Source organism: Streptomyces sp. CA-243310 (assembly GCF_050936775.1).
Taxonomy (GTDB): domain Bacteria; phylum Actinomycetota; class Actinomycetes; order Streptomycetales; family Streptomycetaceae; genus Streptomyces.
Genome location: NZ_JBNJMF010000001.1, coordinates 1597889 through 1620863 on the forward strand (window position 1 = coordinate 1597889; position 22975 = coordinate 1620863).

Below are 22975 nucleotides of genomic sequence, written 5' to 3' on the forward strand. Positions count from 1 at the left end.
CGCGACGCGCCCCGGCCGGGGTCAGACGGCGCCGCGGCTCCCGGTCACCGGGTCGGGCATCGGGCCCGCGGTCGCCGTCGGTACGGGCAGCCGTACGACGCGCACCCAGCCGGCGGCGGCCTTGGCGGCCGAGCCGACGGCCAGCCCCCACGCGGCGCCGGCGACGCCCCACGCCGCGTACCCGCCCAGCAGCAGCCCCACCGACAGCAGCGAGAACACCACCTGGAGCGAGAGCGTCGCCTTCGGGTTCAGCACCCGAAGGGTCAGCAGGGCGCAGGTGCCCAGCCCCATCACCGCGTACTGGGCCCCCGTCGCCGGCAGCAGCGCGGCGGCCGCCGTCCAGGTGTCGCCCAGCAGTTGGCGGCCCACGGAATCGGGCAGCGCGTACAACACCGCCCCCCAGCCGGCGCCGAGGACGGCCAGCGCGCCGCCCATCAGCAGCGTCAGCCGGACCACGCCCCGCTTGCCGCAGGCCCGGCCCACCACGGGCGGCCCGAAGGCGTTCGCGGAGTTGAACAGCACGTTGAGCGGCCCGAACAGGGTCGTCGCGCCACGCAGCGCCCCCACGGCCAGGGGCGTCGCGAAGACGCCGAGGCCCAGGACGGCGAGCTGGCTGGACCCGTTGCCCACCGCGAACTCGATGACGAACCGCTGCCCCAGGTGCCCGCGGCGCAGGTACGGACGCAGATCCGTCGCCGCGCCCCGCACGGCCGGTCGCAGCAGGAGCAGCCCGAGGGCCAGGGCGGGCAGCGCGGAGACCCCCCACACCAGGACGAGCCGTCCCGCCGACGCCCCTTCGGGCTGGAGCAGCAGGGCGGGCACCACGCACACCAGACGCAGCGCGTCGGCGGCCAGGGCCCGCTCGGGCGCGCGCAGCGCGGAGAAGCAGTACCGCAGTCCGTCCTGTACGAGCACCGGCGGCAGGACCAGACCCAGCGCGAGGACGGCCCACCCGGTGGCCCCGGGCAGCAGCAGGCCCACGAGGACGAGCACGACGCCGACGGCGGTCGCGGCCGACGCGGTGAAGGCGACGGCCGAGCGGCACACGGCCGGGAGCCGCTCGCCCTTCTCCAGGACCACGGTCTGTCCGACGTAGGCCATGTTCAGCCCGAGGAGCACGGTGAACGTCACGTACACCATCGAGAAGTCGGCGAACCCGGCTGCCGAGGACAGCCGGGCGGCCAACACCAGCACCAGGATGTTGGTGGCGCTGGAGGCCGCCTGGTCCAGGACCGAGGCGACCGCTGCGAGTCCCCGCCGACTCACCGCCGGCCCATGCGGACCGTGCGCAGTGCCACGGTGTCGGTGCCGTCACCGGGGATGTGCTGCTCCGGCTCGGCCACCTCGTAGGGGATCGGCTGAGGCGCGGACGGGCCGGCAGGCCTGCGGGCCGGCGCGTCCTGCGAGGCCGTTTCCCCCTTGCCCTTGCCGCGTCCGCGCTTCTCGGTGGGCAGCGGGGTGTGCAGCACCGCGCCGAGCACCGTGCCGCCCGCACCGCTGATCAGTTCGCGGATGCGGGAGAGGTCGGTGCGCCGCACGGCGCGCGGGTCACAGACGACCAGCACCCCGTCGACGCGGTCGACGAGCGCGAGGGCGTCGGCGTACGAGAGCACGGGCGGCGCGAGCACCACGACCGTGGAGTTGGGGGAGTCGGCCTCGGAGATCAGCCGGGTCGAGCGCGGCGACGTCAGGGCGCGGGCGACGTTGCGGACCCGCTCGCCCGGGATCAGGTCGAAGGCGCCGGACTCACCGGCGTCCACGACGAGCTGCCGTCCGTCGGGCCAGTCGGAGTCGCCGCTCTGCCCGGCGGCGGGACCGCCCGGCATCTGGCTCCAGCGCGGCCGGCCCCCCGCGTCGGTCGGCAGCTGGCTCGCCAGCACCGGGGTGCGCAGGTCCGCCTCGATGAGCAGGACGTCCTTGCCGGTCTCGGCGAAGGAGGCGGCCAGGTTCACGGCCACCGCCGCGGCGGTCTCGCTGGAGCCGCGCGGGGCGACGACCAACAGGCGGCGCCGGTCGGCGAACCGGGCGTCGTAGGCGAGTCGGAACGCCACCGAGCGGAACTCCTCGGCCAGCCGCGGATCCTCTTCGCCGGCCGCGAGCAGCGGCCCGCCACCGGTCTTGTCCCGCGGCAGGGACCCCAGCACGGGCGCGCGCAGGGCGCGGGCGACGTCGCCCTCGGAGCGCGGCGCCGGGTCGAAGACGAGCCGGACCCAGGCGGCGAGGAGACCGAGCGCGAGGCCCACGGCCGCGCCGATCGCCAGCGACATCGGGATGCCGGGGCCGTCGGTCTCGGACGGCGGGGTCGCGGGGCTGGTGACGCGTCCCGGGGTCATGTCGAGGGCTTCGAGCTTGGTGATGCTGTTGTTGTAGCGGCCGACCTCGCTCTGCAGGTCGGTCTTGCTGGAGGTGGCCGCGTCCCGGGTGGCGCCCGCCGGCATCCGGGAGATGTCCTTGGCCAGCTCGTCCAACTGCTTGGCGACCGGGTCGCGCTGGTCCTGGTAGCCCTTGACCATCTTGTCGCGGGTGACGTCGAGGGCCTCCTGCCGCTTGAGCAGGTAGGCGCCGGTCATCGCGTTGGCGCGCTTGGCGGCCTCCTGGGGGGAGGACGAGGTGTAGGTGAAGCGCAGGACCATCGTCTGCGGCGGGTTGGTGACCTGGAGGCCCGAGCGCAGACCGGCGAGGCCGGACGCGGAGACGCCGAGCTTCTTCGCGGCCTCGTTGGCGATGGAGCTGGAGAGCGCGACCTGACGCTCGGAGCCGATGTTGATCGCCTTGTCGGGCGCGAGGCTCGGGTTGAACGGGTCGTCGGTGGGCGCGCGCAGTACGACGTCGGCGGTGGCGACGTACGTGTCGGCCGTGGATATGCCGAGGTAGACACCACCCAGCAGGCCGACGCCGACGCCCGCCAGGAGAAGTCGGCGGTAGCGCAGGAGCTGCTTGAACTGGTCCCGGAGGAGGTCGGGTTCGTCCTCTGCCGGAGCCGCTGCCGGGCGGTTCGTCTCGATCACGGCCGGGGACCCCCAAGTGCTTCGTCTATCAGTGCGTCGATGCGGGCGAGGCCCGCCTGCCTGCTCAGGTGGGCCGCCACGTGGGCGGGCCCGGCGGCCCCCAGCGCGTTCGCGCCTTCGGGATCCTCGGCCAGGGCCCGGACGGCCTTCAACAGGGCGTCGGGGTCCTCCGGCGGTACGAGCACCCCGGCGCCCGAACGTTCCACTTCCTGGGCCGTTCCGCCCTGTGCCGCGACGGACGCGAGGACGGGCCGGCCCGCCTGGAAGTACGAGGTGAGCTTGGACGGCACGCTCATGTCCATCACGGCCGCGTGCTGCGTGACCGCGAGCACGTCCGCCGCCGCGAGGATATCCGGGAACTCGCCGTCAGCGGCAGGGGGGATGATGTCCAGATTCGGCACGTCGGCGGCGAGGTCGGCGAGAGTGGAGCGCTGGCTTCCGTCTCCCATGAGGACAAAGCGGACGTCCGGATCCAGTCGCGCGGCGCCGACGAGCACTTCCAGACCCTGCTTCAGGCCCATGTTCCCGGAGTGCAGGACCACCGTCTGACCAGGGGCCCAGCCCAGGTGCCGGCGGGTCTCGCCGCGGGGCCTCGTGGGGACCGCCACGTGCGACCAGTTGGGCACCAGGCGGATCTTCTTCGGGTCCACGCCCATGCCGACGACCCGGTCCACGAACGTCTCGTGGATCACACCGACCAGGGTGGCGCGCTTGAGGGCGTACGCCTCGGCGCGGCCGGCGACCGCGGCCGCCTTGTCGCCGCCGCTGATCCCGCTCTGCGCGGCGGCGGCTCCCATCAGGTCCTGGACCACCGGGACGTAGGGGACCTTCCACTTGGCCGCGAGCCGCGCCGCGAGGACCCCTCCGGCCAGGCTGGGCATCTGGGCCATGATCGCGTCCGGCTTCGGCATCCGCGGCGGGGCCGCGGCTCCGTGCAGCAGAATCGATCCTTCGAAGAGGGCCCGCTTCACGGCGGTCTGGCGCTGCGGAACGGTGTGCGCGCGCCGGTGCACGGTGACCCCCGCGCGCTGTTCCGTGCGCCGAAGCGCTCCCTTGTACTCCGGCTCAAGAGACCAGGCCGGGTAGTGCGGCATGCCCGCCAGTACATGGGTCTCGTGGCCGAGATCCGCCCAGTGCTCGGCGATCTGGGTGGCGTACGGCCCGATCCCCGCGTGCTCAGGAGCGTAATTGGTGGAAACCAGCAGCAGGCGCCGGTGACCGGATCTGGACACTGAAGGTCCCCTTCTCCCCTGGATGATGCGCACGTCACCCTATTCGTTCACCGACGTGACGCGGTACGTGCACGCTATTGTCTGCTAATCCGCCACACCGGGGGGTGTGGCCCATGGGGGGTAACCGATGACGGAGCAGGACATGTCAGACCTTGGTGCGTCCGCGCGCAGGCCGTATCGAGTGGGCTACGCGCCGGGTGCGTACGATCTGTTCCATATCGGACATCTCAATATCCTTCGCCACGCCCGGAGTCAGTGCGACTACCTGGTGGCCGGCGTGGTGTCGGACGAGATGGCCGAACTCGCCAAGGGCCGCCGCCCGATGATCCCGCTGGTGGAGCGGCTGGAGATCGTCCGCAGCGTCAAGTACGTCGACGCCGCCTTCGTCGAGACGGTCCCGGACAAGGTGGAGACCTGGAAGCAGGTCCGCTTCGACGTCATCTTCAAGGGCGACGACTGGCGCGGCACCCCCAAGGGCGACCGCCTGGAGAAGGACTTCGCCGAGCACGGCGTCGACGTCGTCTACTTCCCCTACACGGTCCACACCTCCAGCACCCAGCTCCGTCGGGCCCTCGACGCCCTGGCGCAGCCGGCCGTCCCGCCCCAGGTCGCCCACCTCGGCGAGGGCCTCAGCGCGGAACGGCGCTGAGCTCCCGGTACCACTTGGCGAGGAACGCCAGCAGGAACAGCACGGCGACCGCGCCCAGTCCCGCGTACGCCCAGCGGAACAGCTCCCCGCCGCCGAGCAGCAGGAACACCAGACAGAACACCCCGTAGTCCACGGGCAGCAGTGCGACCGCGCGCACGGTCGACGGCGCGGCGGCGGCGCTTCCCGGCGCCGGCCTGGGCTTGAGCTTCTCGGTGAGCAGCCCGCCGAAGAAGGTGACGATCGCGGCGAACTGGAAGCCGAGCGGCACCAGCAGCCAGCCGTCCCCTCCCGTCCCGTACGCGTCGGGGAAGCGGTAGAAGGCGATCAGCACGCAGGTGTGCAGGGCCGTCAGCTTGGCGCAGTCCACGACGTGGTCCAGCCATTCGCCCGAGGCGCTGCCGCCCCCGCGCAGCCGCGCGAGCTGGCCGTCGGCGGAGTCGAAGGCGAAGCCGACCGCGAGCGCGGCCCACACGACGATCCCGAGCCCCCACGAAGGCGCGGCGAGCGCGACGGCCGCGACCGCGGCGAAGCTGAAGGCGGCGCTGATCAGAGTGACCTGGTTCGGGGTGAGGCCGAGGGCGTGCGACCCGGCGGCCAGGTAACGCCCGGCGGGACGGTTGACGTACCGGGAGTAGAGCGACACGCCCTTCGCCGACTTCTGCGCCCCGCGCAGCTCCCGCAACGCGGTCCCGAATCTCGCCATCCGGCCAAGCCCCTTTGAACGTGTGTACGTATGAAGGGCACATCATCGCAGGGCCGGTGCGGCCTTCCGCCCGGGATGTGCCCGGACGTCCTGAAGCAGCAGTACGGACAGGTTGGCCGCGGCGGTGAGCGCGGCCGCCACCAGGAGCGGGACCGTCGTCCCCGCGACCGCCGCGAGCGGCGCCGCCGTCGCGAGGCCCAACGGTCGGGCGGCGAACGAGATCAGGGTGTCGAAGGAACCGACCCGCCCCAGGGTCTCCGGCGGGACACGGCGCTGGATCTCCGTCTCCCACAAGGGGCTCAGCAGCCCCACGCCGAACATGGCGACGAAGAGGGCCGCCGCCGTGACCGCGAGCGGCGACCGCAGCGCGAAGGCCGTCAGCGGCAGGGCCTGGAGCGAGGACGCGACCGCCACCCAGACCAGCGGCCGTCCCACGCGCAGCCGACCGGCGAGCCAGACCCCGACGAGCATCCCGGCCGTGCCCAGTTGCGCGATGACCACCCAGGCGCCCTCGCCCCCCAGGCTCCGCACGGCGATCAGCGGACCCAGGGTGAGCAGCAGACCGGCCGCGAGGTGCCAGACGCCGTGGGCCACGACATTGGCCAGAAACCACGGGTGCCGCCGGGTCTCGGTCCAGCCGGCCCGCAGTTCCGCGAGGAAGCGGGCGCGTACGTCGCCCCGGGCGGGCGTCGGGGTGCGCAGCCCGCCGAGGGTGAGCGCGGAGCAGACGAACAGGGCGCTGGTGAGCAGGGAGGACCAGCCCGCGCCGACGAACAGCACCATCGCGCCGGCGGCGGCGGGCCCGGCCATCAGGGCGAGGGCGTTGGCCACCCCCAGTCGGGCGTTGACCCGCAGCCGGCCCTCCTCGGGCACGATGCCCGCCACCAGCGTCCGGGCGGAGGGGTTGCCGAAGGCCACGGCGACCCCGGTCACGGCGGCCAGCGCCGCGAGCTCGGGGATCCGTACGGGGCCGGACAGCAGCAGCGCGCCGGTGCCCAGTTGCGCGGCGGCGCGTACGAGGTCGGACACGAGCACCACCCGTCGGGCGGGGTGGCGGTCGGCCACCACGCCGGCGAGGGGCAGGAGGAGCAGCATCGGGAGCAGCTCGGCGGCGAGCACCAGGCCGAGGTCGCCGGCCGAACCGGTGCGCACCACCGCGAGGGTGAGGGTGGTGGGGATCAGGGCCGTGGCGAAGGCGGCGAAGGCGCGCCCGGCGAGCAGTCGCCAGATCGTCGGGGTCATGACGCCGGACAGTATTTCGCCAGCGAATGATTCGTCAACGAAATACTGGTGGGCGGGTGCGATACTGCCGCCCATGGACACCGAGGACTCCGTCGACCGGCACATCGCCCGCTGGAGCGGCAAGGTCCCCTTCGACGTGCCCACCGAGGAGGTCATCACCCGCATCCAGCTCCTCGCCAAACACGTGAAGTACGGCAAGGAACGGGCGATGGCCGAGACCGGTCTGCAGGAGTTCGAGTTCGAGACCCTCCACCGGCTCGCCTCCCGGGGCGCCCCCTGGCGGGCCCCCTCCTCCGAACTGGCAGCCGAGATGCTGCTCTCCCCGGCCGGGATGACCGGCCGCCTGGACACCCTGGAGAAGTCCGGTCTGATCCGGCGGATCCGCGTCGTCGAGGACCGTCGCCGCGTCGACGTCGAACTCACCGACGAGGGACACCGCCGCTGGACCGACGCCATGCGCCGGCGCGACATCGCCGAGGCGCGGTTGATCGACCCGCTCGACGACGCCGAACGGGCCGCGCTCGCCGCCCTCCTCAAGCGGATGCTCCTCCACGCCGAAACGGGCTGACCCGCCCGCCGCCCCCGGACACCGCCGGCCTCAGCCCACCACCCTCAACAGCAGCACCGACCTGGCCGGAACCGACAGCGCCTCCCCGCCCCGGTGCAGGGTCGCGGGCGCCGCGCCCTGGTCCTCACACGAGGTGTCCAGCACCAGTTCGTACGTCGCCGCCCACGGCGCGCCCGGCAGCATCCACTCCACCGGCCGGTCCCCGGCGTGCAGCAGCGCCAGGAAACTGTCGTCCGTCACCTGGCGACCCCGCTCGTCGCGCCCCGGGATGTCGCGCCCCGACAGGTACAGGCCCAGCGCCGCGGCCGGCGCGTACCAGTCCCGCTCCGTCATCTCCTTGCCGCCGGGGGTGAACCAGGCCAGGTCCCGCAGCCCGTCCGCGCCCTGCGCCCGCCCCGAGAAGAACGCCCGCCGGCGCAGCACCGGATGCTCCCGGCGCAGCGCCAGCACCCGCGTGGCCAGGGCGAACAGCTCCCGCCACACCGGGTCCTCCAACAGCGACCAGTCCACCCAGCTCGTCTCGTTGTCCTGGCAGTACGCGTTGTTGTTGCCGCCCTGCGTGCGGCCGAACTCGTCACCGGCGACCAGCATCGGCACGCCCGTCGACAACAACAGCGTGGTCAGCAGGTTCCGCAACTGCCGGCGCCGCAACGCGCCGATCCGGGGGTCGTCCGACTCGCCCTCCGCCCCGCAGTTCCACGACCGGTTGTCGTTGGTGCCGTCCCGCCCGTCCTCGCCGTTGGCCTCGTTGTGCTTGCGCTCGTGACTCACCAGGTCGCGCAGGGTGAACCCGTCGTGCGCGGTCACGAAGTTCACGGAGGCGTACGGCCGCCGCCCGCCCCACGCGTACAGGTCGCTGGACCCCGACAGCCGGTACCCGAGGTCCCGCACGTCGGGCAGGGCGCCCCGCCAGAAGTCCCGGACGGCGTCCCGGTAGCGGTCGTTCCACTCCGTCCACAGCGGCGGGAACGCCCCCACCTGGTAGCCGCCGGACCCCACGTCCCACGGCTCGGCGATCAGCTTGACCCGCCTCAGCACCGGATCCTGGGCGATCACCGCGAGGAACGGCGAGAGCATGTCCACGTCGTGCATCGAGCGGGCCAACGCCGCCGCCAGGTCGAAGCGGAAGCCGTCCACGCCCATCTCCGTCACCCAGTACCGCAGCGAGTCGGTGATCAGCCGCAGCACGTGCGGGCGCCCGGCGTGCAGGGTGTTCCCGCAGCCCGTGTAGTCGGCGTACCGCCGCTGGTCGGACTGGAGCCGGTAGTAGCCCCGGTTGTCGATTCCGCGCAGGGACAGCGTCGGGCCCAGCTCGCCCGCCTCCGCCGTGTGGTTGTAGACCACGTCGAGGATGACCTCGATGCCCGCCGCGTGCAGCGCCTTCACCATCCGCTTGAACTCGCCGACCTGCTGCCCGGTCGTCCCGCTCGACGAGTAGCCCGCGTGCGGGGCGAAGTAGCCGATCGAGTTGTAGCCCCAGTAGTTGCGCAGGTTCCGGCGCAGCAGGTGGTCCTCGTGCGCGAACTGGTGCACCGGCAGCAACTCCACCGCCGTCACCCCGAGCCGGGTCAGGTGCTCGATCGCGGCCGGATGGGCCAGGCCGGCGTAGGTGCCGCGCAGTTCCTCGGGGACGCCCGGATGGCGCATCGTGAAGCCCCGCACGTGCAACTCGTAGATCACCGAATCGGCCCAGGGGGTCTTGGGCCGGACGTCGTCCGCCCAGTCGTCGTCGTCGTGGACGACGACCCCCTTCGGCACGGACGGCGCCGAGTCCCGGTCGTCGCGCACGGTGTCCGCGATGTACTGCTGCGGCCAGTCCCGGACGTGGCCGTACACCTCGGGCGGCAGGCCGAAGTCGCCGTCCACGGCCCGCGCGTACGGATCCAGGAGCAGCTTCGCCGGGTTGTACCGGGCGCCGGTCCAGGGATCCCAGCGCCCGTGCACCCGGAATCCGTACCGCTGTCCGGGGCGCACGCCCGGCACGAAGCCGTGCCAGATCTCGTGCGTGAGCTCCGTCAGGGCGCACCGGGTCTCGGTGCCGGACCCGTCGAACAGGCACAGTTCCACCGCCTCCGCACCCTGCGCCCACAGCGCGAAATTGGTCCCCGCGACCCCGTCCGGCCCGGTCCGGAACCGCGCCCCCAGGGGGTGCGAGGACCCGGGCCAGACCGCCGGCCCCGGGCGCGCGGACACCCGTGACGCGGCGCCCGGCCGCGGTGTGACCTGGCCGTTCGCCCGGCCGTTCGCCTGACCGTTCGACTGCCCGTCGAGGTGCGGTACGGGCGCGGTCCCGCCGCGCCGCAGGTCACCCTCGACGGCTTCCACCGCCTCTTGCTCGGCTGCGCTCGACACTGCCCGCCTCCACGGCTCTCGGTACCTGCGGGGGTGGGGAGTGCGCGGTCCCGGCGTCCCGGCCGAGTCCGCCCCCGTCTGGTCCTTCCCACTGTTCTGCCCGTACTGCCCCGCCCGGAACGTGGGCCGCGCCCACGTTTCCCCCGGAGGGGGCCGGTCGTTGGACAGTCCGTGACACATCTGACGAGGCGGGCAGGGGCGGGCTTGGCCGCCGTGGCGGCATGGGCGGGCCTGCTGGGCGGGCTCACCGGCTGCACCAAGGACGGCGGATCCCCGGTCGAGATCCAGCTGCCCGGCAAACCCCGGTCGCCGGACGAGGCCATCCGGATCACCCCCGGGGACGAGGCCAAGGGGGTCCCGGCCGAGGGACCGCTGGTCGTGAACGTCCCCGAAGGACGGCTGGAACGGGTCGTCGTCACCAAGGTGGAGGACGCCCAACAGGAACAGGTCCCCGGCACCATCGCCGCCGACGGGCTCAGCTGGAGCCCGGACCCGGCGGCCGGACGGCTCTCGCTCGCCGCCAAGTACACCGTGGACGCGGTCGCCCTCGACGGGCACAACCGCCGCCAGGCCCGGCACACCACCTTCACCACCTACGTTCCCGAGGAGCGGTTCATCGGCTACTTCAAGCCCGAGAACCGCTCCACCGTGGGCACCGGCATGATCGTCTCCTTCAACTTCAACCGCGCCATCAAGCAGCGCGCCGAGGTGGAACGGGCCATCACCGTCACCTCCAGGCCCGCCGTGCAGGTCGTCGGCCACTGGTTCGGCGACGGCCGCCTCGACTTCCGGCCCAAGGAGTACTGGAAGCCGGGAACCGAGGTCACCGTGAAGATGAACCTCCGCGACGTCGAGGGTGCGCCCGGTTCGTACGGGATCCAGGACAAGACCGTCACCTTCACGGTCGGGCGCTCCCAGATCTCCACCGTGGACGCGGCCGCGCACACCATGGAGGTCCGCCGGGGCGGGGAGCTGGTCTCCACCGTCCCGATCACCGCGGGCGCCCCGAAGAACACCACCTACAACGGCAAGATGGTGGTGATGGAGATGTTCGACGTGACCCGGATGAACGGTCAGACCGTCGGCTTCGGCGGCGAGTACGACATCCCCGACGTGCCCCACGCCATGCGGCTCACCAACTCCGGCACCTTCCTGCACGGCAACTACTGGGCCAGCCCCGACACCTTCGGCAGCACCAACGTCAGTCACGGCTGCGTGGGCCTGCGCGACGACAAGGGAGGCGGTTCGGACACCCCGGCGGGCTGGTTCTTCGACCGGACCCTGGTCGGGGACGTGGTGGTCGTCGAGAACTCGCAGGACAAGACGGTCTCCCCCAGCAACGGGCTGGGCGGCTGGAACATGACCTGGGCCGACTGGGTCGCCGGTTCGGCCGCCCGCTGAGCGGCGGCCCCCGGTCGCATCAATCGAGTGATTGTCGGACCGGATGGCCGTAGCGGGATCGTGTCGTCGATCCGGCACGCCGGAGCCTGCCGTCAGCCTGTCAGCCAACAGCGCAGGCAACGGACGGAGCGTCATGTCAGCAAGGAACTGGACCCTCGGCCTCGCGATCGGGGCCGTGCTCACCGCCGGCGCCCCCGCGGCCCTCGCCGCGGGGCCCGGCGGCGAGCAGCCGGTACGGGCCCTGCGCGCCCCCCTGCCGGGCGGGCTCGGTCCCTGCGTCCCGGGTACCTGCCCGAACCCGTTCCCCCCGATCGGCACCGGAACCCGGCCCGTCGGCACCGACAACGCCGTGAACATCTTCGTCGGCGGCGACTTCCTCGTCCGCGAGCGCGCGGCGGAGGCCGAGGGCCGGGTCGTGGTCCTCGGCACCTTCGACCAGGACAAGGTGGCGGGGGCGAGCTCCGTCTACAACATCGGGGTCGTCGGCGCGGGCTCCCTGGTCCAGCCACCGCTGGGCTCGGACTTCCTCACCACCGGTCGGAACGTGAACATCGCCGCCGGGGAACGACTGATCTCCGACGGCGGCGTGGTCCGTCACGCGGGCACCGCCCCCGGCGCCGGCACGGTCACCGGCACCCTGCGCGCCGACCCGAACGCCGCCGCCCCCTACGCGGGCCTGCGCGACGACCTCACCGCCGCCGGCAAGTGCTACGCCCGGATCGGCGCGGCCCCCCGCCCGGCGACCGGCACGGTGGCCAACCAGGACGGCACCTTCGTCTTCACCGGCGACGACAGGTCACCGCTCCAGGTCTTCAACCTCGACACCGACCTGGTCGGCCGCAACGGAGGGGCCGTCGGCATCCGCTTCGCCCGGATCCCGGCGAACGCCACCGTCCTGGTCAACGTCCTCGGCACGACCCGGACGATCAACACCTACAGCGGCACCATCGTCGACGGCGCCGACACCTTCAACGCCCTGCGCACCCGGCTGCTGTGGAACTTCCCGGACGCCACGACGGTCAACCTGAACGGCAGCGGCCAGTTCCAGGGCAGCGTGCTGATCGGCGAACAGCGCTCCCAGGCCACCGTCACCCTGCCCGGCATGAACGGCCGCTTCTTCACCACCGGCAACCTCACCCACACCGGCATCCAGGGCGGTGGCGGTGGCCAGGAGTTCCACGCCTACCCCTTCGACGGGGACCTCCCCGACTGCGCCCCGCCGGTGACGACCGGCGCGGTGTCCGTGCTCAAGCGGGACGAGACGGGCCGCCCGCTCGCCGGCGCGCGGTTCGAGCTGTGGCGCGAGACCAACGACACGCCCGGCCTCCAGACCACCGGGGCGGAGGCCGACACCAGGGTCACCGAGTGCACCACCCCCGAGAACGGGATCTGCTCCCGCACCACGGACCTCGGCCGGTACTACTGGCGCGAGACCGTCGCCCCCACCGGCTACCGCCCCGCCCCGAACCCGGTCTTCCCACTGGTGCTGAACGCGGACAACGCCAACGCCGGCGTCCGCGTCACCGTCGACAACGAGCGGCTGCCCGTGCCCACCGCCAAGGTCGTGCTCTGGAAGTCCGACCTCGCCACCGGCGCAGCGCTGCCCGGCGGCCGCTTCGACCTGTGGCGCGAGAGCAACGGCCGCACGGGCCTGCAGACCGGCGGAACCGACCCGGACACCAGGCTCCCCGGCGAGTGCGTGACCGACGCCGACGGCAGCTGCACGGTGTACCTGCCCGTCGGCCCGACGTACTACTGGCGCGAGATCGCGGCCCCCGACGGCTACGACCCGCCCGAGGACCCGGTGGTGGCCTTCACCCCGGACGAGGGCGACGTGACGGAGGGGATCGTCGTCAACGTCCCCAACACCAGGGAGCCCGAGGAGGACCCGGGCACCCTGCGCGTGGTGAAGAAGGACGCCAAGACCGGGCGACCGCTGCGCGGCGCCGTGTTCGAGGTCTGGAAGGAGACCAACAACACCGAGGGCCTCCAGACCCGCGGCATCAACGCCGACCGGAGGGTCAAGCCGGGCTGCGCCACCGACCGCGACGGGATCTGCGACTTCGACCGGCTCTCCGAGGGCTCCTACTACCTGGTCGAGACGGACGTCCCCGAGGGCTACGTCCTGCCGGGGAACCGGGTCACCGGGCCGCTGCGCCTCGACGGGACGACCCCGAACCACCGCCTCGTGGTCACCCTGCACAACAAGCGGGACGACCACGGCAAGGACCCGAAGGGCCCGCGCGCCTGAACCCCGCGCGACCCCGGCCGGGTACTCCGGCGGAGTGACCTCCTCACCCCGCCGGCGCACCCGGGCGGCCGTACCGGGCGGGACCGGGTTGGCTGGGCGGCGAGTGCCCGACCGGCGGGCGCGAGGAGGCCCACATGCCCACAGGGGACACCATCGCCGCCACGGGCCGCCCGGCCCGCGGGACATCCGCGATACGCGGGGCGCTCGCCCTGGCCGCGGCCCTGACCCTGGGCACCCTCGCCGCCCCGGCCGCAGCGGCCGGGGCGCGGCGCGTCCCGGAGCCCGAGCCCGCCTGCACCGCCGGTACCGGCCCCTACCAGCGCGAGTTGGAGGCCGGACTGGGCCGAGCGGTCGACGGGGTGCAGTCCACCGCCGACTGCGTCGCCGTCCGCTCCTTCCAGCGGACCCACCGCGTCACCCCCGCCGACGGCTACGCCGGCCTCGTCACGCACCGCACGATGGTCGCCGTGAACGCCCGCGAGAACCCCAACGCCGAGGGCTCCTGCCCGGTCCGTGAGCACCGGGTGACCTGTGTGGACCTGGAACGCCAACTCCTGTGGGTACAGCGCGGGGAGCGCGTCGTCTTCGCGCCCGTGCCCATCCGCACCGGCCGCGACGACCAGGAGACCCGGCCCGGTTGGCACGAGGTGTACTGGCGCAGCAAGGACCACGAGTCCACGCTGTACGACAACGCGCCCATGCCGTACGCCCAGTTCTTCGACGGGGGGCAGGCCCTGCACGGCCGCCCCGGCGACCTCTACGCGCACGGCGGTTCGGCGGGCTGCGTCAACCTCTCGGTGCCCGACGCCGAACGCCTGTGGAACCTGCTGGCCGAGGGCGACGCGGTCTACGTCTGGGGGACCAAACCCGGTACGGACGACTGACCCCGGCACGGACCCCGTGCTTGGGACCGAACGGTGACAAGACCGTATCTTTTCGTGTTCTTCCCGTGTGATTTCCTGTCGACAAGCGCGCGACTGTCCGTGCGCGGGGGACATGGGGAGAACACGAGTGAACCTGCAGCCGATTCGCGGTCGAGTCCGCACCGGCCTGCCGGCCCTACTGCTGGGAGCGGCCCTGCTGCTCACCACCGCGTGCAGCGGTGGCGGCAACGGCGGGGGCAGCGGCGGAGACGACAACGGCGGGGGCGGCGCCGGCAAGTCCGGCACCGAGGCGTCGAAGGCTGTCGTCAACGTCAAGCCGGACGACGGGGCCAAGGAGGTCGCCACCAGCGGCATCCTGAAGATATCCAGCACCGGTGGCAAGCTCACGACGGTGACGGTCGCCGACACCAAGGGCAACGCGGTGGCCGGCAAGCTCACCGCGGACGGCGCGAACTGGGAGCCCGAGCGTCATCTGGCCTCCGCCACCGAGTACAAGGTGCACGCGGTGGCCAAGGACACGGCCGGCCGGGAGTCGGTCAAGGACACCACCTTCACCACCCTGACCCCGGAGAACACCTTCGTGGGCCACTACACCCCCGAGGACGGTTCCACGGTCGGCGTGGGCATGCCCGTCTCCATCAACTTCACCCGCGGCATCACCAACCCGGAGGCCGTGGAGAAGGCCATCACGGTCTCGGCCGAGCCCTCCGTACCGATCGAGGGCCACTGGTTCGGCAACGACCGCCTCGACTTCCGCCCGGAGAAGTACTGGGCCGCGGGCACCAAGGTCACCGTGAAGCTCGCCCTCGACGGCGTCGAGGGCCGGGAGAACGTCTACGGCAAGCAGACCCGCACGTTCTCCTTCACCATCGGTCGCTCCCAGGTGTCCACGGTCGACGCGAGCGCGCACACCATGGAGGTCGTCCGCGACGGCCAGGTCCTGAAGAACCTCCCGATCACCGCGGGCGCCCCGTCGACGACCACCTACAACGGACAGATGGTCATCAGCGAGAAGTACAAGGTGACCCGGATGAACGGCGCCACCGTCGGCTTCGGCGGCGAGTACGACATCTCCGACGTGCCGCACGCGATGCGCCTGTCGAACTCCGGCACCTTCGTCCACGGCAACTACTGGGCCTCCTCCTCCACCTTCGGTTCGGAGAACGTCAGCCACGGTTGTGTCGGTCTGCGCGACGCGCGCGGCGCCGGCGACCCCGACCAGCCCGCCGCCTGGTTCTTCGACCAGTCGCTCATCGGTGACGTGGTCGTCGTGAAGAACTCCAAGGACAAGGAGATCGCGCCGGAGAACGGCCTCAACGGCTGGAACATGGACTGGGCGGAGTGGGTCAAGTAACCCCACCCCGATCGTGATCGAGTGGCCCGGCGCTGTGACCCACGGCACCGGGCCACTCGCTGTTGACCGGTACTAACCTTCCCCGTATGACCCTCTCTCTCGAAGTCTCCGAAGGCGTCGGCACCCTCCGCCTGGACCGGCCGCCCATGAACGCCCTGGACATCGCCACCCAGGACCGGCTGCGCGAGCTCGCGGTCGAAGCCGGCGACCGGGCCGACGTCCGCGCGGTCGTCATCTACGGCGGCGAGAAGGTGTTCGCCGCCGGCGCGGACATCAAGGAGATGCAGACCATGGACCACGCGGCGATGGTCGCCCGGTCCCGCGGTCTGCAGGACGCGTTCACGGCCGTGGCCCGGATCCCCAAGCCCGTCGTCGCGGCCGTCACCGGCTACGCCCTCGGCGGCGGTTGTGAACTCGCGCTCTGCGCCGACTACCGGATCGCCGCCGACAACGCGAAGCTCGGGCAGCCCGAGATCCTGCTGGGCCTGATCCCGGGCGCCGGCGGCACCCAGCGGCTGTCCCGTCTGATCGGGCCGTCCAAGGCCAAGGACCTCATCTTCACCGGCCGGATGGTCAAGGCAGAGGAGGCGCTCGCCCTCGGTCTGGTCGACCGGATCGTGCCGGCCGCCGAGGTGTACGAGCAGGCGCACGCCTGGGCCGCGAAGCTGGCGCAGGGCCCCGCGCTCGCCCTGCGGGCCGCCAAGGAGTGCGTCGACGCCGGCCTGGAGGCGGACATCGACACCGGACTGACCATCGAACGCAACTGGTTCGCGGGCCTGTTCGCCACCGAGGACCGCGAGCGGGGCATGCGCAGCTTCGTGGAGGAGGGCCCCGGCAAGGCCAAGTTCCTCTAGGCCCGGGCCGGGGCGGTCCAGCCGCGGGGGAAGTCCCCGTCGGAGTTCCCGGGGAGTCCTCCCTGCGGGTGCATTAGCCAGGCCTTAAGCCAGGCTTAAGGGGACCTCATGGCGCACCGAGGGTGATCGGCTCCGCGCCGTCTGTCATTGCAGGTCACCTCCGCGTCGAGGCCCCTCTTTTGCCCGTTGCATATGCCGGGACACTCATTCGGAATCAACCATTCCGGGGGGTGTTTTCCCGCGGAACGACCCGGAGCGGCGGTCGCGCCGTCCATGATGGGTTCATGGCGGGCCTGGAGGGTGTGGAACAGCCGCGGCAGCGCAGCAGCGCTTCCGCCGTACGGCTCACGGTGTCTCTTGAGGATGAACACGGCCTCAAGGCACCGGAGTCGTACGAGAATCCGGCGGAGGCGGAGGTGACGCTGCCGTCCATGCCGGAGTCCGCGAGAACCGCTCGTCGGCTCACCCAGTCGGTGGTGATCCGCTACTGGGGCCTCTCGCCGCAGATCGCCGAACACGCGGTCCTGCTGGTGTCCGAACTCGTCGGCAACGCGGTGCGCCACACCGGGGCCCGCTCCTTCGGCTTACGGATGTTGCGTCGCCGCGGGTGGATCCGGATCGAGGTGCGTGACCCCTCGCGCGGGCTGCCCTGTCTGATGCCGGTCCACGAGATGGACACCACGGGGCGCGGACTCTTCCTCGTCGACAAGCTGTCCGACCGCTGGGGCGCCGATCTGCTGCCGCGCGGCAAGATCACCTGGTTCGAGATGCGGGTGGCCGACCGCTAGGGCCTTGCTCTCCCACGCTTCGGCCCCCGGAAACGCCAGAAACCCCCTGTCGCCGTGATGTGGGCGCAGCGGGGGTTTCATGGGTGTGCCGAGGATCGAAGGGGGTGTGATCCTCGGCGGGACTTCGCTCGGGTCAAAGGGAAGTCGTGGTTCCGACTATGGCAGACGAGCGACCGAATGCCAAAAGTCCCAACACGGACATAAGTGTGCATATCCTAAGAGTTTCCACCTAAATCTTAGGTGAGGTGGGCCACTCACCTCGTAATCAATGAATAAGTATCGGCCGCTCTGAGTGAATCGTTGATCACTTAGCGGACGGAGCCCCTGATGGCGTCCTGGTGGCCGACGTCCCGAATTGGGTCAATCATTACCATCTCGGCTATCCACCCCTTAAATGGGCAAGTGCTCTGCTATCCGGACCGCCGATCCGCCCTTCGCGCCGGGGTGGCGGGCGCCGTCGGCGCCCTCGCCACCGCCTGCGGGACCGCGTCCCCGCCCCGGGCGACCGCCCCCGACAAGGCCGCCGCCCCCTCCGCCACCGTGCCCGCCAAGGCCCCCGCCGCCGCGGTCGCACCGGCACCCCGCCGGTTCGCCGGTCTCCCCGTCGAGATCGCCCACGGCCCCCGCGACCGCCCCCGGGTGGCCCTCACCTTCCACGGCAACGGGGACCCCGCCGTCGCCCGCGCCGTGCTCTCCGAGGCCGAGAAGGGCGGGGCGCGCGTCACCGTACTGGCGATCGGCACCTGGCTCGACGACCACCCGGACATGGCCCGCCGGATCCTCGACGGCGGCCACGAACTCGGCAACCACACCCAACGCCACCTCGCGATCAACGACATGTCCGAAGCCGACGCCCTCGCCGAGATCACCGGCTGCGCGCAGCGCCTCAAACGCCTCACCGGCTCGATCGGCACCTGGTTCCGCCCCTCGCAGACCCAGTACGCGAGCCCACTCGTGCGAACCCTCGCCCAACGGGCCGGCTACCCGCACGTCCTGTCGTACGACGTGGACTCCCTCGACTTCACCTCGCCCGGCGCCGCGGCCGTCATCCGCAACGTCACCGGGACGATCCACGGCGGATCGGTGGTGAGCCTGCACTTCGGCTACGCGGACACGGTCGACGCGATGCCGCCCCTCCTCGAAGAACTCGCGCGCCGCAAGCTGCGCACGGTGACCACCACGGAGCTGCTGACCCCATGACCACGAACCGCCTTCCCCGGAAGGCCACCGCGCTGCTCGCCGGACTGGTTCTCGCTGCCCTGGCCGGCTGCGGTTCCGGCGGAGGGGGCGCGACCGAGGCGCTCGGCTCCCAAGGACCCGCCCGGCCGGTCAAGGCCGTGCCGGCGGCGCCGCCCGGACTGCAGGGAATGCCACCGGTGCTCGACCCGAAGGACGTGTACGCGGCGGACCGCCCGAACCGGCTCTCCCCGGTGGTCAAGGACTTCCCGTCCCGGGTCTACGTACCGAACACCAACTCCAACACGGTGTCCGTCATCGACCCGGCCACGTACAAGGTCATCGACACCATCCCCGTCGGCGCCCAGCCCCAACACGTCGTGCCCTCCTGGGACATGAAGACCCTGTGGGTCAACAACAACCGGGGCCACACGCTCACCCCCATCAACCCGGCCACCGGCGAGGCCGGCGAACCCGTCGAGGTGCACGACCCGTACAACCTCTACTTCACGCCCAACGGGAAGTACGCGATCGTGATGGCGTCGATGGACCGTGAACTGGTCTTCCGCGACCCCCACACCATGAACCGGGTGAAGACGGTGCCCGTGACCTGCTTCGGCGTCAACCACGCGGACTTCTCGGCCGACGGCCGCTACTTCATCGTGAGCTGCGAGTTTTCCGGCGAACTCCTCAAGGTGGACACCGAGAAGATGGAGGTCGTCGGCCAGCAGAAGCTGCCGTTCGAGGGCGCGATGCCGCAGGACGTGAAGATCTCCCCGGACGGGAAGACCTTCTACGTCGCGGACATGATGGCGCACGGCATGTGGGTGCTCAGCGGGGACAAGTTCGACATCCCCAAGCTGCTGCCCACCGGAAAGGGGTGCCACGGCCTGTACGTCAGCCGTGACTCCAAGGAGATGTACGTCTCCAACCGCGGCGAGGGCACCATCTCCGTCTTCGACTTCCCGCAGAACAAGCTGACGAAGAAGTGGGAACTGCCGGACGGCGGCAGCCCCGACATGGGCGGGGTCTCCGCCGACGGCAAGGTGCTGTGGCTGTCGGGCCGCTACAACTCCGAGGTCTACGCCATCGACACCACCAGCGGCAAGGAACTGGCCCGGATCCCGGTCGGCGGCGGCCCGCACGGTCTCGCCGTCTACCCCCAGCCCGGCCGCTACTCGCTCGGCCACACCGGGATCTTCCGCTAGGTCCTGTCGTCGAAGTGGCGCCTGTAGGGCCCTCGTCCCGGCCCTCCCCTTCGGACCCGGCCGGGACGACGGCGCCACGGGAGTTCGCCCGGCTCCCGGGAGGCCGCCGTCCGGCCGGTCGGGCAGGGCCCGACCGGGGCCTACCAGGCGACGGGAAGCCGCTCCGGCAGGCGCTTGATGAAGCCCGTGCGCCAGACGAGGTTCTCGGCCGGGACCGCGAGGCGCAGTTCCGGCAACCGCTCGACCAGCACCTCCAACGCGATCTCGGCGTGGGCCCGCCCCAGGGCGGACGCCGGGCAGAAGTGCCGGCCGGCGCCGAACGCCAGGTGGGGGTGGGGGCTCTCGCGTTCGAGGTCCAACACGTCCGGGTTCTCGAAGGCCAGCGGGTCGAAGTTGGCCCCCTCCAACAGGACCAGGACCAGCTCGCCCTTCTTGACCAGCACGTCACCGACCCGCACGTCCTCCAGGGCGATGCGAGGCAGGCCGTCGCCCACGGAGAGGTTCCAGCGCAGGAGTTCGTCCACCGCCTTGCCCATCCGCTCCGGATGCGCGCGCAGATACCCGATCAGCTCCGGCTTCTGGATCAGCGCGAGGACGGCGAGCACCAGGAAGGCGGACGTGGACACCGCACCCGCCCCGAAGAGCGAGACGGCGACCGTCGCGAACATCTCGTCGGTCAGGTGCGCCGACTCGGGGTCGGCCTCCTTCAACCCGGCGAACCTGCCGAGGAGCCCCGTACGCTCCTCGGCGGGCAGGGCGAGCTGCGCCTCCAGGCGCTCGACGAAGTAGCCGACGTCCTTGTACCAGTTGAGCGCCGAGTCCGCGAAGGGCTCCCGCGCCGTCATGAACGCCACGTCAAGGCCCGACATCAGCCGGCGCCAGTCCTCGAAGGGCACCCCCAGCACCCGGCAGTGCAGCGCGGCCGAGAACGGGTCCGCGAAACCGGCCCGGAGGTCGGCGGGGGCGCCCTCGGCCACCATCCGGTCGACGAGTTCCCCGGCCGTGGCGCGCAGCAGGTCCCGGAGCCCCTCCTGACGCGGGTTGAGCGCCTTCATCACCGCGTTGCGCAGCCCGGCGCCGTTGATGTTGCCCATGTTGTTCACGACCTCGGGCGGGATCGTCAACGCGTATTGGCGGGGGACGCCGGCGTTCGCCGTGTCCTTGAGGCTGAAGCGCTCGTCCTCCAGCACCTGCCTGGCCGGCGCGTAGCCGCTCACCAGCCAGGCCGGGTCCCCGGTGAGGGTGCGGACCCTGGCGACCGGCGCCTTCTCGCGCAGCCAGGCGCACTCCGGGGGGAGCACGTCACCGCGCCGCGAGAGCGGGAAGTCGAGGAGGGCGTCCCCGGCGCCCCCGGTCTCCCGACCCTCAAGCTGCTCGACGGTCATCGACGGTCCCTCCGGTCGGTGCGTGGTTCGAGGTGGTGTCCGGCGTCTCGGCCGGCGCGTGGATCGAGGCCGCCGCGGCCTCGGGGCGCACGACGGCGTACGCCTGGTTGCGGGTGGCACGCAGGCCCCCGCCCCGTGCGAAGAGGACATCGGTCAGGGGCATCTTGACGTGGTAGGCCGCCACCGACGACGGGACGTCGAGAATGCTCGGGGTGTCCACGAAGAACGGCAGTTCGGCTGCCATGTAGTCGAAACAGACCCGCAACTGTGCGTCGGTGATCGATTCACCTTCCGGCAACTTCGAGCCGACAAAGTGAAGGGCCATTTCCTCGCAGCCCTTTCGGAATTCTTCGTCGGTCTCCAGGAAATGGAGCACACGGCGGTGCAAGAGTTGGTAGACGGGGTTCGATTGGAACTCCGAAAGCGCCCTCACGCGAATCTCGGCGAGTGGGGGTCCTGATTCCTCCACGCCTTTGAGTATGCGTCGCCGGACCGCTTTGATCTCCTTCGCCGCCCGCTTCCCCGCGTGCTCCGGGGAGTATCCGAAGGCGGCGAACATCCGGTCGACGTGGAGGTCCGCGTAGACGAAGTCGACTTGGGCGAAGCGGGTCGTGGCCCATCGGGCGAGGTCGCCGATGCGCTCGGAGCTGAAGTAGCTGTTTCCGGGACTCACTCCGATGAGCACATGGTCGCCGTCTTCCCAGATATGGCGGCAGGTGCGGGTGAAGGGCAGAACTTCGAATGATGCGTCAGCTGTGATCGTCACCTGTGTGATCGCCCTTGTTGCCGCTTGTCCCTGGGAGCCCTGCGCTCCTGGTGTGGCGGCAATGTCGGTACGTTATGCCGCGATGCCGGAGCGTGACAAGTGCAGGCCGGAATTATTGGCCGGAATTATTGCTTCCGCCTTACCGGGCGGTAATTGGCTTTCTTTCTGCCGGCCGAACGGGACCCGGGGACGAGCCCCGCCCGGGCGGGCGCTACCCTGAGCCGTCAACAAGCACCAAGAAGGGGTGGACCCAGTGGCGGACATCGAGAGCGCGCGGGCGACGTTCCGTAAGTTCGACGCGGACGGCGACGGCTTCGTCACGGCCGACGAGTACAGCGCGGCCATGAAGGCCATGGGTGACGCGTTCGTCACCGGCGCGGTCGCGGACGCCGTGGTCGCATCCAAGGACAGCAACGGCGACGGCCTGCTGAGCTTCGACGAGTTCTGGGTCGCCCTGAACAAGTAGTCCCCGTCCCGACCGCCTCCGCCCCCTGCCGGGACCGGAGGCGGTCAGGCCGTGACCCCGGGTCCCTCGGGCGCCCCCGGTCCGTCCTGCGGGGGAGCCATGTCCTCGACCTCGGTCAGGGCCTCCTCCAGCCATTGCAGCCAGAAGGTCTCCAGACCGATCCCGCCGCGCAGCACCAGCCGGCGCAGCCGGTCCTCGTCGGAGTCCCGTCCCGGCGGGAAGTCCCGTGTCTCGATGGCCTCGTACTCCGCCAACTGCCCCCGGTGCAGCTCCACATGTCGGCGCAGTTCCGCCCCGAGCCCCCGAGCCCCCACCACGCCCGCCGCGCGCACCCGCAGCAGCAGGGGGTCCCGGATGGCCTTCGGGTCCTGGCTCTCGCCGACCCACCGGGCCAGTTCCGCGCTGCCGGCGGGCAACACCTCGTACTCCTTGCGCTGCCCGCGCACCGGGACCTCGCCGGGCAACGCCCTGATCAACCCGGCCTCCTCCAGCCGGCTCAGCTCCCGGTAGATCTGCTGGTGCGTGGCGGACCAGAAGTACCCGATCGACCTGTCGAACCGCCGGGTCAGCTCCAGCCCCGACGAAGGCTTCTCCAGCAGGGCGGTGAGGATGGCGTGCGGCAGCGACATGCGGCCATCCTAGGTTCGGGGTCGATCCCGGCGGCGCGCTCCGTCCTCGCCGCCGGTCG

Annotated in this window: 20 protein-coding genes; 11 read left to right on the forward strand and 9 right to left on the reverse strand. The window is 71.6% G+C overall.

The annotated features are described in order from the left end of the window. Positions 1-21 precede the first annotated feature (21 nt). From ACQEVM_RS07545 to ACQEVM_RS07555, 3 genes are read right to left on the reverse strand one after another with little or no spacing between them, the layout of a single operon-like run. Positions 22-1266, reverse strand: coding sequence for a hypothetical protein (locus ACQEVM_RS07545; protein ID WP_433076281.1), 1245 nt, complete (start codon positions 1264-1266; stop codon positions 22-24). After that, entirely contained in the window at positions 1263-3008 is a 1746-nt protein-coding gene (locus ACQEVM_RS07550; RefSeq protein ID WP_433076283.1) for a lipopolysaccharide biosynthesis protein, read from the reverse strand. Before ACQEVM_RS07550 ends, ACQEVM_RS07545 begins: the two co-directional genes overlap by 4 nt. Further along, complete coding sequence (locus ACQEVM_RS07555; RefSeq protein ID WP_433079860.1) at positions 3005-4210, reverse strand: glycosyltransferase family 4 protein; 1206 nt, start codon at positions 4208-4210, stop codon at positions 3005-3007. Before ACQEVM_RS07555 ends, ACQEVM_RS07550 begins: the two co-directional genes overlap by 4 nt. A gap of 172 nt (positions 4211-4382) precedes the next feature. Between ACQEVM_RS07555 and ACQEVM_RS07560 the strand changes: the two genes are divergently transcribed. Further along, positions 4383-4889, forward strand: coding sequence for an adenylyltransferase/cytidyltransferase family protein (locus tag ACQEVM_RS07560; protein WP_433076285.1), 507 nt, complete (start codon positions 4383-4385; stop codon positions 4887-4889). Here the strand turns inward: ACQEVM_RS07560 and ACQEVM_RS07565 are convergent. Further along, positions 4870-5592, reverse strand: a complete 723-nt coding sequence (locus ACQEVM_RS07565) for a CDP-alcohol phosphatidyltransferase family protein (RefSeq protein ID WP_053677551.1) — start codon at positions 5590-5592, stop codon at positions 4870-4872. The genes ACQEVM_RS07560 and ACQEVM_RS07565 overlap by 20 nt on opposite strands. 42 nt (positions 5593-5634) lie before the next feature. Beyond that, entirely contained in the window at positions 5635-6834 is a 1200-nt protein-coding gene (locus ACQEVM_RS07570; RefSeq protein WP_433076287.1) for an MFS transporter, read from the reverse strand. 73 nt (positions 6835-6907) lie between these two features. Between ACQEVM_RS07570 and ACQEVM_RS07575 the strand changes: the two genes are divergently transcribed. Then, the gene (locus ACQEVM_RS07575; protein ID WP_433076289.1) at positions 6908-7402 is read left to right on the forward strand and encodes a MarR family winged helix-turn-helix transcriptional regulator; all 495 of its coding nucleotides are present in this window, start codon (positions 6908-6910) and stop codon (positions 7400-7402) included. Positions 7403-7432: 30 nt separating this feature from the next. Here ACQEVM_RS07575 and glgX read toward each other — a convergent pair whose 3' ends face one another. Beyond that, on the reverse strand, positions 7433-9595 hold the full coding sequence (glgX, locus tag ACQEVM_RS07580; protein WP_433079862.1) for a glycogen debranching protein GlgX: 2163 nt from the start codon (positions 9593-9595) through the stop codon (positions 7433-7435). Positions 9596-9958: 363 nt separating this feature from the next. On the opposite strand from glgX, the gene ACQEVM_RS07585 reads away from it, so the two are divergent. The 8 genes from ACQEVM_RS07585 (at position 9959) to ACQEVM_RS07620 (ending at position 19670) form a co-directional block, all read left to right on the forward strand. Continuing rightward, the gene (locus ACQEVM_RS07585) at positions 9959-11155 is read left to right on the forward strand and encodes an Ig-like domain-containing protein (protein ID WP_433076291.1); all 1197 of its coding nucleotides are present in this window, start codon (positions 9959-9961) and stop codon (positions 11153-11155) included. 133 nt (positions 11156-11288) lie between these two features. Next, positions 11289-13406 (forward strand): choice-of-anchor A family protein, encoded by a 2118-nt coding sequence (locus ACQEVM_RS07590; RefSeq protein ID WP_433076293.1) that lies wholly within the window; start codon positions 11289-11291, stop codon positions 13404-13406. Positions 13407-13540: 134 nt separating this feature from the next. Further along, positions 13541-14290 carry a L,D-transpeptidase gene (locus ACQEVM_RS07595; protein WP_433076295.1) on the forward strand — a complete coding sequence of 250 codons (750 nt, stop codon included), beginning with the start codon at positions 13541-13543 and terminating at the stop codon, positions 14288-14290. Positions 14291-14402: 112 nt separating this feature from the next. After that, on the forward strand, positions 14403-15644 hold the full coding sequence (locus ACQEVM_RS07600; RefSeq protein ID WP_433076297.1) for a L,D-transpeptidase: 1242 nt from the start codon (positions 14403-14405) through the stop codon (positions 15642-15644). Between the two features lie 86 nt (positions 15645-15730). After that, the gene (locus tag ACQEVM_RS07605; protein WP_053677564.1) at positions 15731-16498 is read left to right on the forward strand and encodes an enoyl-CoA hydratase/isomerase family protein; all 768 of its coding nucleotides are present in this window, start codon (positions 15731-15733) and stop codon (positions 16496-16498) included. 179 nt (positions 16499-16677) lie between these two features. Further along, positions 16678-17286: an ATP-binding protein gene (locus ACQEVM_RS07610; RefSeq protein ID WP_433079864.1), complete on the forward strand. Its 609-nt coding sequence runs from the start codon at positions 16678-16680 to the stop codon at positions 17284-17286. A 402-nt stretch (positions 17287-17688) separates the two neighbouring features. Continuing rightward, positions 17689-18486: a polysaccharide deacetylase family protein gene (locus ACQEVM_RS07615; RefSeq protein WP_433076299.1), complete on the forward strand. Its 798-nt coding sequence runs from the start codon at positions 17689-17691 to the stop codon at positions 18484-18486. Further along, positions 18483-19670, forward strand: coding sequence for a YncE family protein (locus ACQEVM_RS07620; RefSeq protein ID WP_433076301.1), 1188 nt, complete (start codon positions 18483-18485; stop codon positions 19668-19670). Before ACQEVM_RS07615 ends, ACQEVM_RS07620 begins: the two co-directional genes overlap by 4 nt. A gap of 140 nt (positions 19671-19810) precedes the next feature. Here ACQEVM_RS07620 and ACQEVM_RS07625 read toward each other — a convergent pair whose 3' ends face one another. Next, a complete protein-coding gene (locus ACQEVM_RS07625) occupies positions 19811-21055 on the reverse strand; it encodes a cytochrome P450 (protein ID WP_433076303.1) in 1245 nt (414 codons plus the stop codon). Next, entirely contained in the window at positions 21036-21821 is a 786-nt protein-coding gene (locus tag ACQEVM_RS07630) for a tRNA-dependent cyclodipeptide synthase (RefSeq protein ID WP_433076305.1), read from the reverse strand. Before ACQEVM_RS07630 ends, ACQEVM_RS07625 begins: the two co-directional genes overlap by 20 nt. A 253-nt stretch (positions 21822-22074) precedes the next feature. Between ACQEVM_RS07630 and ACQEVM_RS07635 the strand changes: the two genes are divergently transcribed. After that, entirely contained in the window at positions 22075-22287 is a 213-nt protein-coding gene (locus ACQEVM_RS07635; protein ID WP_053677573.1) for an EF-hand domain-containing protein, read from the forward strand. 44 nt (positions 22288-22331) lie between these two features. On the opposite strand, the gene ACQEVM_RS07640 is transcribed toward ACQEVM_RS07635, so the two are convergent. Continuing rightward, the gene (locus ACQEVM_RS07640; RefSeq protein WP_433076308.1) at positions 22332-22916 is read right to left on the reverse strand and encodes a PadR family transcriptional regulator; all 585 of its coding nucleotides are present in this window, start codon (positions 22914-22916) and stop codon (positions 22332-22334) included. Positions 22917-22975 lie beyond the last annotated feature (59 nt).